General features: G+C 47.6%; 11 protein-coding genes. 5 read left to right on the top strand and 6 right to left on the bottom strand.

From position 1 onward, the window contains the following. The first annotated feature begins 89 nt into the window (after nucleotides 1–89). The 3 genes from deoC (at nucleotide 90) to LJF29_RS10495 (ending at nucleotide 3,365) form a co-directional block, all read left to right on the top strand. Entirely contained in the window at nucleotides 90–761 is a 672-nt protein-coding gene (deoC, locus tag LJF29_RS10485) for a deoxyribose-phosphate aldolase (protein WP_229148380.1), read from the top strand. A 92-nt stretch (nucleotides 762–853) separates the two neighbouring features. After that, the gene (gene nupC, locus LJF29_RS10490; protein ID WP_010332495.1) at nucleotides 854–2,035 is read left to right on the top strand and encodes a nucleoside permease NupC; all 1,182 of its coding nucleotides are present in this window, start codon (nucleotides 854–856) and stop codon (nucleotides 2,033–2,035) included. A gap of 28 nt (nucleotides 2,036–2,063) precedes the next feature. Continuing rightward, nucleotides 2,064–3,365, top strand: coding sequence for a pyrimidine-nucleoside phosphorylase (locus LJF29_RS10495; protein WP_010332494.1), 1,302 nt, complete (start codon nucleotides 2,064–2,066; stop codon nucleotides 3,363–3,365). Nucleotides 3,366–3,407: 42 nt separating this feature from the next. On the opposite strand, the gene LJF29_RS10500 is transcribed toward LJF29_RS10495, so the two are convergent. The 6 genes from LJF29_RS10500 to hutP all read right to left on the bottom strand — a co-directional run bounded on the left by LJF29_RS10500 (nucleotide 3,408) and on the right by hutP (nucleotide 10,881). Further along, nucleotides 3,408–4,835, bottom strand: coding sequence for an amino acid permease (locus LJF29_RS10500; protein ID WP_229148381.1), 1,428 nt, complete (start codon nucleotides 4,833–4,835; stop codon nucleotides 3,408–3,410). Between the two features lie 75 nt (nucleotides 4,836–4,910). Further along, nucleotides 4,911–5,870 (bottom strand): formimidoylglutamase, encoded by a 960-nt coding sequence (hutG, locus tag LJF29_RS10505; RefSeq protein ID WP_229148382.1) that lies wholly within the window; start codon nucleotides 5,868–5,870, stop codon nucleotides 4,911–4,913. After that, on the bottom strand, nucleotides 5,863–7,128 hold the full coding sequence (hutI, locus tag LJF29_RS10510) for an imidazolonepropionase (protein WP_229148384.1): 1,266 nt from the start codon (nucleotides 7,126–7,128) through the stop codon (nucleotides 5,863–5,865). Before hutI ends, hutG begins: the two co-directional genes overlap by 8 nt. 12 nt (nucleotides 7,129–7,140) lie before the next feature. Beyond that, on the bottom strand, nucleotides 7,141–8,799 hold the full coding sequence (hutU, locus tag LJF29_RS10515; protein ID WP_229148386.1) for a urocanate hydratase: 1,659 nt from the start codon (nucleotides 8,797–8,799) through the stop codon (nucleotides 7,141–7,143). Next, nucleotides 8,796–10,322, bottom strand: coding sequence for a histidine ammonia-lyase (gene hutH, locus LJF29_RS10520; RefSeq protein WP_229148387.1), 1,527 nt, complete (start codon nucleotides 10,320–10,322; stop codon nucleotides 8,796–8,798). The genes hutU and hutH overlap by 4 nt, the downstream gene beginning before the upstream one ends. 112 nt (nucleotides 10,323–10,434) lie before the next feature. Continuing rightward, nucleotides 10,435–10,881, bottom strand: coding sequence for a hut operon transcriptional regulator HutP (hutP, locus tag LJF29_RS10525; protein WP_069838380.1), 447 nt, complete (start codon nucleotides 10,879–10,881; stop codon nucleotides 10,435–10,437). Between the two features lie 191 nt (nucleotides 10,882–11,072). Between hutP and LJF29_RS10530 the strand changes: the two genes are divergently transcribed. After that, nucleotides 11,073–11,507, top strand: a complete 435-nt coding sequence (locus LJF29_RS10530; protein ID WP_229148389.1) for a hypothetical protein — start codon at nucleotides 11,073–11,075, stop codon at nucleotides 11,505–11,507. Between the two features lie 95 nt (nucleotides 11,508–11,602). Then, a complete protein-coding gene (locus tag LJF29_RS10535) occupies nucleotides 11,603–13,024 on the top strand; it encodes a glycoside hydrolase family 43 protein (protein WP_229148390.1) in 1,422 nt (473 codons plus the stop codon). The last annotated feature ends 45 nt before the right edge of the window (nucleotides 13,025–13,069 follow it).

The raw sequence follows: 13,069 nt of genomic DNA on the forward strand, positions 1-13,069 counted from the left end.
GCTGAACAAAATTTCAATTACCAATTTACATATGTTCAAAAGTCGGTTATGCTAAAAAATATCTTAACAAAAAAGGAAGTGTGCGAAGGATGCCATTAGCCAATAAAATTGATCATACAGCTTTGAAACCGCATACACAAAAAGCGGATATTCTGAAATTAATAGAAGAAGCGAAAACATACAAATTCGCTTCTGTATGTGTAAATCCGACATGGGTGCAGCTGGCTGCAAAAGAGCTTGAGGGAACAGGAGTTGACGTATGTACAGTCATCGGCTTCCCGCTCGGCGCCAACACAACAGAAACAAAAGCGTTCGAAACGAAGGATGCGATTTCAAAAGGCGCCACTGAAGTGGACATGGTTATTAACATCGCCGCTTTGAAAGATAAAGAAGATGAAGCGGTGGAAGCGGATATTCGTGGTGTGGTGGAAGCTGCAGCCGGAAAAGCGCTTGTCAAAGTTATTATTGAAACATGCCTGCTGACAGATGAAGAAAAAGAGCGTGCATGCCGTTTAGCAGTTTCTGCGGGCGCGGATTTCGTGAAAACCTCAACAGGTTTTTCAACAGGCGGCGCAACGAAGGAAGATATCGCTTTAATGCGCAAAACAGTAGGTCCTGATATCGGCGTAAAAGCATCCGGGGGTATCAGAACGAAAGAAGATGTAGACACGATGATCGAAGCAGGTGCAAGCCGCATTGGCGCAAGTGCAGGCGTTTCCATTGTAAAAGGAGAGAACGGAGCCGGCGGAGACAATTATTAAGAAGCAGACGGAAGGCAAATTGCTTTCCGTGCCCTGCTTTTCTTTCCGGGGAAATAATAATGTAAGCGAATACAAATAAAGGAGAAACACATATGAAGTATTTGATCGGGATTATCGGTTTAATCGTGTTTTTAGGCCTTGCGTGGATCGCGAGCAGCGGCAAAAAAAGAATTAAGGTCCGCCCAATTATTGTCATGCTCATTTTGCAGTTTATTCTCGGTTACATTCTCCTTAATACGGGGATCGGGAATTTTCTCGTAGGAGGATTTGCACAAGGATTCAGCTACCTGCTTGGCTATGCGGCAGAAGGAATCAACTTTGTGTTTGGCGGTTTGGTGAATGCGGATCAATCGACATTCTTTATGAACGTTCTCTTGCCGATTGTATTTATTTCTGCACTCATCGGAATTCTGCAAAAATGGAAGATCCTCCCGTTTATTATTAAATACATCGGCCTTGCCCTCAGCAAGGTAAACGGAATGGGAAGACTTGAGTCGTATAATGCTGTCGCATCTGCAATTTTAGGGCAATCAGAAGTCTTTATCTCCTTAAAGAAAGAACTCGGTTTACTGTCACAGCAGCGTTTGTACACGCTTTGCGCTTCTGCGATGTCAACCGTATCCATGTCAATCGTCGGCGCTTACATGACGATGCTGAAGCCTGAATACGTCGTAACGGCTCTTGTATTGAACTTATTTGGCGGTTTTATCATTGCCTCTATCATTAATCCTTACGAGGTCGCAAAAGATGAGGATATGCTCCGTGTAGAAAATGAAGAAAAACAATCCTTCTTCGAAGTGCTCGGAGAATACATCTTAGATGGTTTCAAAGTAGCGGTTGTTGTCGCAGCAATGCTGATTGGATTTGTCGCGATTATTGCTTTGATCAATGGTATCTTTAACGCTGTACTCGGTATTTCCTTCCAAGACCTGCTTGGATATGTGTTTGCTCCATTCGCTTTTCTTGTTGGTATTCCATGGAATGAGGCTGTTAACGCCGGAAGTATTATGGCAACAAAAATGGTATCGAACGAGTTTGTCGCTATGACGTCTCTTTCGCAAAACGGTTTTCACTTCAGCGGCCGCACAACAGCGATTGTATCAGTATTCCTCGTTTCGTTCGCGAACTTCTCTTCCATCGGTATCATTGCCGGTGCTGTAAAGGGTCTGAATGAAAAGCAAGGAAACGTTGTTGCTCGTTTCGGTCTGAAATTATTATACGGTGCTACGCTTGTCAGCTTTTTAACAGCGGCAGTTGTAGGTCTGATTTACTGAACATAATCGAAAAGGATCGGTGACTAAAATGAGAATGGTAGATATTATCATCAAAAAACAAAACGGAAAAGAACTCACCACAGAAGAAATCCAGTTTTTCGTGAACGGCTATACGGACGGAAGCATTCCTGATTATCAGGCAAGCGCGCTTGCCATGGCGATTTATTTTCAGGATATGAGTGATCGTGAACGGGCGGACTTAACAATGGCTATGGTGAACTCCGGTGAAACGATTGATCTTTCTGCCATCGAGGGAATTAAAGTGGATAAACATTCAACCGGCGGCGTCGGCGACACGACAACACTCGTCCTTGCACCGCTTGTCGCGGCTCTTGATGTGCCGGTTGCCAAAATGTCCGGCCGCGGCCTCGGTCATACGGGCGGAACAATTGATAAATTAGAGGCGATCGACGGGTTTCACGTGGAACTGTCTAAGGACGAATTTATTAAGCTTGTGAACCGCGACAAGGTTGCCGTCATTGGCCAAAGCGGCAACTTAACGCCGGCGGATAAAAAACTGTACGCCCTGCGTGATGTAACGGGTACGGTAAATTCCATCCCGCTTATCGCTAGCTCCATTATGAGCAAAAAAATCGCTGCCGGAGCGGACGCGATCGTGCTTGACGTGAAAACGGGAGCGGGCGCCTTTATGAAAACAGAGGAAGATGCGGCTGAACTCGCGAAAGCAATGGTACGAATCGGCAACAAAGTCGGCCGCCAAACGATGGCTGTCATCTCCGACATGTCCCAGCCGCTCGGCTTTGCGATCGGAAATGCGCTTGAAGTGAAAGAAGCGATAGACACGCTCAAAGGCGAAGGCCCTGAAGACCTGCACGAGCTAGTCTTAACACTCGGCAGCCAAATGGTCGTGCTTGCGAAAAAAGCAGGTACATTAGACGAAGCAAGAGCGAAGCTTGAAGAGGTCATGAAAAACGGCAAAGCGCTAGAGAAATTCAAAGATTTCTTAAAAAACCAAGGCGGTGACAGCTCGATTGTTGACGATCCGTCTAAGCTTCCGCAAGCGGCTTATCACATTGATGTGCCAGCAAAAGAAGCGGGTGTGGTCTCCGAAATCGTAGCGGACGAAATCGGCGTTGCTGCCATGCTGTTAGGAGCCGGACGCGCCACAAAAGAAGACGAAATTGATTTAGCCGTCGGCATCATGCTCCGCAAAAAGGTCGGCGACAAGGTAGAAAAAGGTGAACCACTCGTGACGCTTTACGCCAACCGCGAAAACGTCGATGAAGTCATCGCGAAAGTTTATGACAACATCCGCATCGCAGCGGAAGCGAAGGCGCCGAAGCTGATTCATACATTAATTACGGAATAAAAATAAAGCACATCCCATCCTGAGTGGGGTGTGCTGTTTTGATTACAGGATATGATCAACCTGATAATCCTCTTGTTCGATTTTTTTTGCTTTCGTAAGATTTTTTCTGAAATAGTAGATGAGATAGCATAGGATGATACAAGGAATTCCGCAGAAGAGAGCGATTCTTTGATTGGGATCAAAAGCCAGACCGATACAAGAAGCTGAACATAATAAAAGGGCGGCTATAGGCATAAGAGGATAAAGCGGTGTGCGAAATGTCAGATCTTTTACATTCCCCCCTTTTTTAAGAAATCTCTTTCGGAACAAGAGTTGAGACAGCGCAATGCTCATCCAGACCACAACCCCTGCAAATCCAGCAATCGCTACCATCACCACATATACAGTTCCAGGTGCCACAATACTGGATACGAGAGATAAACAAGATACAGCCATACTGATGATTAAGGCATTGAGTGGAATGCCTTTAGATGTGACTTTTTTAAAACGAGAGCTGATCATGTTTTCATTTGCTAACGACCACAGCATACGGGTTGAGGCATACAGGCCTGAATTGGCCACGGACAGCAAGGCTGTTAATATAACAAAATTCATAATATCTGCGGCGTAAGGGATTCCGATCTCTGCAAACACTGCTACAAAGGGGCTTTCAATTACTCCTGCTTCTTTCCATGAAATCAGTCCGGATAATACGAAGATGGCACCAATGAAAAAAATGACTGTCCTCCATGCGACATTACGGATGGAGCGCGGAATATCCTTTTGAGGATTTGCGGATTCTCCTGCTGTGACGCCGATTAATTCTGTTCCGGAAAAGGCAAAACTCACAGATATCATGGCGATAAATACAGCGAGAAAGCCGTTCGGAAACAATCCTCCATGACCGGTGAAATTTGAAAACATAGGGGCATCAGCCGTCCCGTTTAAAGAGATCAAGCCAAACATGGCGGCGCCTCCTAAGATGATAAATAAAATGATGGTGACAATCTTCACGCTCGAAAACCAAAATTCGGTTTCCGCAAATAATTTGACTGAAAATGCGTTGCATACGAAAAGGAGAGCTGCAAAAATCGCGCTCCACATCCATACGCTGCTGTCAGGAAACCAGCGCTGCATGAGAATACCGGATGCGGTAAACTCAGAACCTACCGTCACCACCCAATTCACCCAGTACATGATGCCGACCATAAAACCGGTAGATGGCCCGATGAATGTTGTAGCGTATTTTTGAAAGGAACCGGTCACCGGCATGGCGACTGACAATTCACCGAGACATTGCATGACGAGGTACATCATCAATCCGCCGATTAAATAAGCGAGTATCGTCCCGCCGGGCCCGGCTTGGCTTAGCGTATAGCCCGTGCTGAGAAAAAGTCCTGTTCCTATGACGCCTCCCAATGAAATCATAAATAAGTGCCTGCTTTTCATTGTCCGTTTCAGCTGATGGCCGCTTTTCTCCTGAAGACCCACCGTCTCGTCCTCCTTTTAGCTGCCGTTTATCAGGCAGATGAGTTTCTTGTTACCAACATACAACCTGCCGGAAGATCACTTGAATCGGGAGCGTTTCATCCCTTTTAATGCGTGTAACAGAACGTGAGCTGCGGCTCTGCTTGTCATATCCCGAAAATCGAGGGTGGGATCAACTTCAACGATTTCGATCCCTGCGACATTGGGCTCTTGTGCGATGTACTTGATTGCTTCGAGTAATTCGTCTGTATAGAGGCCGCCCGGGCCAATCGCTGGACAGCCGGGTGCATGAGACTGGTCTAAGACATCCATATCAACAGATATAAAAATAAAGTCTGTTTCAGTTTGAACAGCAGGCAGGATTTCTTTAATGGTCGGGATCAGGCCTTTCTCACGAATCATTCCCATCGTGTGGATGTCCACGTGATGATTTTTCGCGTATGTTTCATAAGCCAAGCTGTTGCTGAATTCTCTGATACCCAGTTGAATCAAATGCTGACCTTCTATAATCTCTTCATCCAAAAGGCGGCGGAAGGGGGTGCCGTTTGTCGGCCCCCCGTCCTCCGTGTTCCGCACATCATGATGGGCATCAAATTGAATAACGGCTGTCTTTCCTTTCGTTTGCGCAATCGCTTTTATGGTGGAGTAGCTGATGGAGTTATCTCCCCCGAGTATGAGCGGCACCCAATCTGGATAATCCGAAAGCAGAGCATGCATGGTTTGGAAGATTTGATCATGTGATTTCACGATATCAGTCACATGAATATCGACATCCCCCAGATCATAAAGAAAATCTGATACGACATGTTCCCCAAGCTCAGCAGAATAAGCCGATGAATGTTTTAGAGCCTGGCGTATTGTTCCGGGGGCAAAGGAAGCGCCGGAATGACTGATGGACGATTTTGATAGGGGGACACCTATCAGTCCCGGCCCCTTAATGCTTTGGCCGTTCCATTTTTCTATCAGATCGCTCATTTTTGTGACATCTCGGTCTTTAAACGAAGAACCTGCCTCTCTGAGAAAAGGGTATTTATTCATAAATGCCTCCCTCCCTGTTGACTACAATTGTTCCGTTTTTCATGACTTGATGTACATGATTGACGCCGTAGTGATACGGAATATACATGTAATTCGAGGCTTGCCAAATGACAAGATCTGCAGAGCGTCCAGCTTTGAGCTGCCCTGCTTCATCACCTTTTCCTATGGCATATGCGGCATTGACTGTGACGGCATGCCATATTTCTTCTGCGGTCATTTTCAGGTGAAGCGCGGCAATCGACATTGTCAGCTGAATATTTTCAGTTGGGGAGCTGCCCGGATTAAAGTCCGTTGCCAAGCTGACACGTACCCCCGCATCAATCATGTCTCTTGCTCTGGCATATGTGTGTTTGCCAAGGTAAAACGTCGTGCCCGGCAAGAGGACGGCGATGGTTCCTGATTCAGCCATTTGCTGTATGCCTTCATTTGAGGCGCCCACCAAGTGATCGGCTGAGACAGCTCTTAGCTCAGCCGCTAATTCAGCTCCTCCAAGAGGATCAATTTCATCAGCGTGGATTTTTAATCCGAATCCCGCCTCAGCCGCTTTTTTTAAGTAACGTCGGGATTGGCTGACTGTAAAAACGCCTGTTTCTGTAAAAATATCTGCAAAGGCTGCGAGCTCTTCCGCTTTTATTTCCGGCAAAAGATCCAGCATGCGATCTAAAAACTCATCGGGGCGGTCCTTATCTTCAGGAGGAATGGCATGAGCGCCCATGAAAGTGGAGACAAGGTCAATGGGCTGGCTCTCATGCAGTTGTTTCGCGACACGCAATTGTTTCAGCTCTGTATTTTTATCTAAGCCGTAGCCGCTCTTCACTTCAGCAGTGGTCGTGCCATATGACAGCATTCTTTTCAGATGTAAATGGCCTTTTTTCAGCAGCTCTTCCTCCGAGGCAGCCCGGGTGTCTTTGACAGTGGACAAAATCCCGCCGCCCTGCGCCAGAATTTCTAAATAGGAAATGCCCTGAAGCTTTAGATTCATCTCCTTTTCCCGAGATCCGCCAAATACAAGATGGGTATGCGGATCGACGAGGCCCGGCGTTACAAGCCGTCCCGAACAGTCAATGATTTCGTCTGCCTCGTAATCGGCTTCAGCCCCTTTTTTTCCGGCGAACACAATCTTCTGTTCGTGGATCCCGACAACAGCATCTTCGATCACATGAAGATCCTGCATGCTTTTGCCCGCGCGGGGGCCGCTGCTTTCCATCGTCAAAAGCTGACCAATGTTGATGAGTATCGTATCAATTTGTTTCGGCATGTCATCACTCCCTTATTTTTGCATTGGCACGATAATGTCTTGTTTTTTCGCTACTTCAACAGCACGTTCATAACCCGCATCCGCATGACGGATAATGCCCATTCCCGGGTCGCTCGTTAAGACTCGGGCGAGCCGTTCGTCAGCCAGCTTGCTTCCATCGGCAACCGCAACCATACCGGCATGCAGTGAATAGCCCATTCCAACGCCGCCGCCATGGTGGAAGGAAACCCAGCTCGCACCCGCCGCTGTGTTGACAAGCGCATTTAGCACAGCCCAATCGCCGACAGCGTCACTTCCGTCCATCATCGCTTCTGTCTCCCGGTTTGGTGAGGCGACAGACCCGCAGTCCAGATGATCTCTCCCAATGACGACAGGCGCCTTTAGCTCCCCGTTTCGAACCAATTCGTTAATGGCAAGCCCCATCTTTTTTCTTTCTCCGTATCCAAGCCAGCAAATACGGGACGGCAAGCCTTGGAAAGCGACTTTTTCCTGAGCCATATCGATCCAGCGGTGAAGGGCTTTATTTGCCGGGAACAGTTCTTTTAATAACGCATCCGTACGGTAAATATCTGCCGGATCACCGGAAAGCGCCGCCCAGCGGAATGGCCCTTTTCCTTCACAGAATAAGGGGCGGATATAAGCAGGGACAAACCCCGGAAAATCGAAGGCATTCTCCAGCCCTTCATCCTTAGCAACTTGCCGGATGTTGTTGCCGTAGTCAAATACAACTGAACCCTTTTGTTGAAAGGCCAGCATGGCTTCCACATGTTTTTTCATGCTTTGTTTCGCAAGGCGCACGTAAAGGTCTGGATTGTCTTGGCGCAAACGATCAGCTTCATCAAGTGAATAGCCCTCAGGAACATAACCGATTAATGGGTCATGGGCAGACGTCTGATCGGTGACGATATCAATGGTGACGCCGCGGTTCAGAAGAGTATGGTGAACCTCTGCCGCATTTCCGAGAAGAGCGATGGAGAGAGGTTTTCCTGCTAGCTTTGCTTCTTCAGCCCACGCTAAGGCTTCCTCAATCGACGCTGTTTTCCGGTCACAGTATTTTGTTTCAATTCGTTTGTCGATTCGTTTCTCATCAACCTCGACGGCAATCACAACTCCGTCATTCATCGTGACAGACAGCGGCTGGGCGCCCCCCATTCCGCCGAGACCGGCTGTCAGCGTCAATGTCCCTTTTAAGCTTCCTCCGAAATGCTGTCTCGCGAGCTCAGCGAAGGTTTCATAGGTTCCTTGCAAAATGCCTTGTGAGCCAATGTAAATCCAGCTGCCTGCTGTCATTTGCCCGTACATCATTAACCCTTTTTTCTCAAGCTCGTGGAAATGCTCCCAGTTCGCCCACTTCGGAACAAGCACAGAGTTTGCTAAAAGCACGCGCGGCGCCTGCGGGTGTGTACGGAACATGCCAACGGGCTTTCCGGATTGCACGAGCAATGTCTCATCATGTTTTAGTGTTTTTAAGGATTGCTCAATGGCGTGAAAAGCGTCCCAATCCCGTGCCGCTTTGCCAATCCCGCCATATACAATCAGGTCTTCCGGCTTCTCGGCGACTTCCGGATCAAGGTTGTTTCGAAGCATCCGAAGCACCGCCTCTTGCTCCCACCCTAAGCATTCAAGTTCTGTTCCTCTATTGGCACGGATTGATTTTTTTACATCAGTCATATGTTCATCCCCCTTAGTTCTTCTTTCTGATGATTAGGTAATAAAGATTCCTTCTTCAGCCAGACAGTCAAGCGTTCAATGTCATAGGAAAAAACACGGTCCTGCTGAATGGACGGCACGACTTTTCTCATTTCTTGAAAAAGCTGTTTGGTGTAGGAGGCAGCATGTTCTATGCCTCTGTATTCAACAGCCTGCAATGCGCAAATTGCTTCAATCGCAATCACTCTTCTTGTATTCGCGATCACCTGATAAGCATGCCGCGCGGCGATGGTTCCCATGCTGACGTGGTCTTCTTGGTTGGCGGATGACGGAATAGAGTCCACACTTGCGGGATGGGCCAGTGTTTTATTTTCAGAAACAAGTGAGGCCGCGGCATACTGCATGATCATTGCACCGGATTGCAGACCGGGATGAGGGCTTAGGAATGGCGGCAGGTCATTCAGCTGCGGGTTTACAAGGCGCTCTATCCTGCGTTCTGCGATATTCGCAAGCTCTGATACTGCGATTTTTAGAAAATCCATGGCAAAGGCGATCGGCTGTCCGTGAAAGTTTCCGCCAGAAATGACTTTGTCCCCGTCATTGAAAATAAGAGGGTTGTCCGTAGCTGCATTCATCTCAATCTCTAATTTTTCTTTCACATAGCCTAACGTCTGCCAGGTCGCACCGTGCACTTGCGGAATACAGCGCAATGAATACGCATCCTGAACCCGCAGTTCTCCCTGAGAGGTTGTCAAGCTGCTGTCAGATAGATAAAAACGGATTCGCTCTGCGACATCGATCTGCTCCTGATAGCCGCGGGCGGAGTGAATATCCTCGTCAAACGCATCGATAATTCCGCGGAGCCCTTCAATCGTTAAGCTGGCAATGCGCTCTGTTTGATAGGCTAGTTTTTCCGCTTCAATGTATGCGACCACACCCATAGCAGTCATGGCCTGAGTCCCGTTAATCAAGGCAAGCCCTTCCTTGGATGTCAGTGATACCGGTTGAATTCCAGCTTTTTTCAAGCCTTTCATTGCCGGCATCCTTTCTCCCTCAAAAAAGACTTCTCCTTGCCCGATCAGCGCAAGCGCCAGGTGGGAGAGCGGCGCCAGATCCCCGCTTGCGCCAAGTGATCCCTGCTGGGGGATGACAGGATGGACGCGTTTATTTAAAAAGGCAAGCAATTGTTCGATCAGCTCAGCGCGTACACCGGAAAAGCCTTTTAACAGCGCATTGGCGCGCAAAAGCAGCATGGCCCTGGAAACACACTCAGGAAAAGGATCGCCGACTCCGCAGGCATGAGAAAGGATTAAATTCAGCTGCAGCTCCGCTGAGTCTTCTTTCTGAATCAAGACATCACTAAATTTGCCAAATCCGGTATTGATGCCGTAAATTGTTTTTTCATCGTGAACAATCCGTTCCACTGCCGCTCTGCTTTTCTTCACACGTCCCATACTTTCCTCGGAAGCCGCTGCCTCTTCAAAATCAAACAGCACACGAGCAACGTCCACTGTTGTCAATGAAGAACCGTCTAAAGTCACCATAAGCCCAACTCCTTTTTCTTTACTTTGGTAAAGCACCCATGCAAAAAGGGGCTATGCTGTGAAAGTCTGCTTTCACGCATAGCCCCCTATCGTCTAAGATCTATGGGCTGTTTCATATGTGATTAATTCCAACGCCGAATGTTTCATGCTCAAGTCCCTTAATCGGCGCTCCTATTGTTCCGTAAAGCGAGACAGCGATCCAATCGCCTTCCGCTTCACTTTCATAAGGATTTCCCCTCAAAACGGCAAACCTCAATCCCACCGTCCGAAGCAGCGATCCTAGCAGCATTTCACCTCTGGTCACGCCATGCAAAGCCTCCATTGTCGCATGATAAAGCGCGTGTGACTCACGGTAGCCCTCAGATTGAATGACGCCGCTCTTTTTGGAAGCGGTTTCAATTGCAGCTACTACTTTATGCGCGTCCATTGATCCTACCTTGCCAAGACAGACCTTCCATCCATCTCGCTCCAGCTCCTCGACCTGTGTACGTTCTTCAGCTTCATTAAGCAACAGAAGAACAGACAGCCGGCCGATCCGGCGCTCTTTATGCAGTGTCATATGAATCACTCAATTCCTAAAAATTCTGATAACTATTAACTGAGTATTATATTAAGTGTTTCAGCAATAGAAGTCAAAAGGTTTTTTACAGTCTTTAACAAGTTAGATTGGTATTGTGATATCGTGATGCAGAAATCTCAGCACATTGCACATCATTCATGCCAGATAGGTGTGTGGGTGGCGGCGCACTCTTGGACACAGGAGCCTATGCGCTCTCTTCCGCAAGGTATTTTCTCACGGGCCAGCCGAATGAGATTCTCAGCCCTGCCAAGCCGACTGTAGACGAGCAGTCGGGCGTCATCTTAAAAAACACTGACAACGAAATGGCTGTCATATCGCTGACAATGAGAGCGAAAATGCCAAAAAGAGGCGTAGTTGCCGGAGAAAATGGCTTTATCACAGTCGACGACTTTACAAGGCCGGAAAAAGCACTCATTACATACGCCAATGGAAAAACAGAGGAGATTGAAGAAGGAGAAACCGCAAAAGGGTTGAACTATGAAGTAGAGGATATGCAAGCAGCAGTCCTGCACCAAACAGGCAGCCAGACCATCAGTCTCTCCCTGGAATGTCATGAGCATCTTGGACAATGTCAGAGAACAGTGGGGCATTACCTACCCGTTTGAATATGAAAACATCCGGCCTTCATAGCGGGCCAGTGTTTCTTCATAAAAAATGTAAGCGTTTAAAAATTTAAAAAAAAGTGAGGCGAATTGTTTAGATGTTCAACCGATTGTTCCGTTTATGTTTTCTTGCAGCCCTTATCATGGCCTTCACCCTGCCAAACTCCGTCTATGCGCAAAAGGCAGAAAAACCCGTCTTTAAAGAAGTCAGTGTCCATGATCCTTCCATCATTGAGTCAAACGGCACCTTTTATGTTTTTGGATCTCATCTCGCTTCAGCAAAAACGAATGACCTCATGCAATGGCAGCAGCTGACCACCAGCGTTAGCAACGACAACCCTCTTATTCCCAATGTCTATGAAGAATTAAAAGATACCTTCGAATGGGCGCAATCCAATACCCTGTGGGCGGCTGATGTCGCGCAGCTGGCGGACGGCAAATACTATATGTACTACAACGCCTGCCGCGGTGACTCACCAAGATCCGCCATGGGAGTGGCCGTCGCTGACAACATCGAAGGGCCCTATAAAAACAAGGGCATCTTTTTGAAATCAGGCATGGAAGGCACAAGCAGTGACGGAACACCTTATGACGCAACCAAACACCCAAATGTCGTAGACCCGCACACCTTTTTTGATAAAAACGGCAAGCTGTGGATGGTGTACGGTTCATATTCAGGCGGCATTTTCATTCTGGAAATGAATCCGAAAACGGGCTTCCCGCTCCCTGGACAGGGCTACGGCAAAAAACTGCTCGGCGGCAACCACAGCAGAATCGAAGGCCCATATGTGCTCTACAATCCAGACACCAAGTATTACTACTTATACCTATCATATGGCGGTCTTGACGCAACAGGCGGTTATAACATTCGTGTCGCCCGCTCCAAGAATCCGGATGGCCCGTATTATGATGCAGAGGGCAACTCAATGATTGACGTCCGCGGCAAAGAAGGCACATTCTTCGACGACCGCTCCATCGAACCATACGGCGTCAAACTCATGGGCAGCTATTCATTTGAAACAGAAAATGAAAAAGGAACCGGCTATGTCTCACCGGGCCACAACTCCGCATACTATGACGAAAAAACCGGACGCTCCTATTTAATCTTCCACACCCGCTTCCCGGGCAGGGGTGAAGAACATGAAGTCAGAGTCCATCAAATGTTCATGAATAAAGACGGCTGGCCGGTAGTGGCGCCATATCGTTACGCAGGAGAAATACTGGAAAAAGCAAAACAAAAAGACATCACAGGAACCTACAAGCTCATTCAGCACGGTAAAGACATCTCAGCAGACATCAAAAAAACCATCAACATTCAGCTCAACAAAGACCACACCATTTCCGGGGAAATGACCGGAACGTGGAAGAAAACCGGAAAGAATACAGCTGAACTTACGTTAGCAGGCAAGATGTATCATGGCGTATTTTTACGCCAGTGGGATTCGGTGAGAGAGAAGAACGTGATGACGTTTAGTGTATTGAATGGTAGCGGTGAGGCTGTATGGGGAGTAAGATTATAAGATAAATTATATTTGAGAACCTTTTCTTGATTAAGAAAAGGTTCT

This window comes from Bacillus sp. LBG-1-113, from assembly GCF_020708615.1.
In the GTDB taxonomy this organism is placed as follows: Bacteria; Bacillota; Bacilli; order Bacillales; family Bacillaceae; genus Bacillus; species Bacillus mojavensis.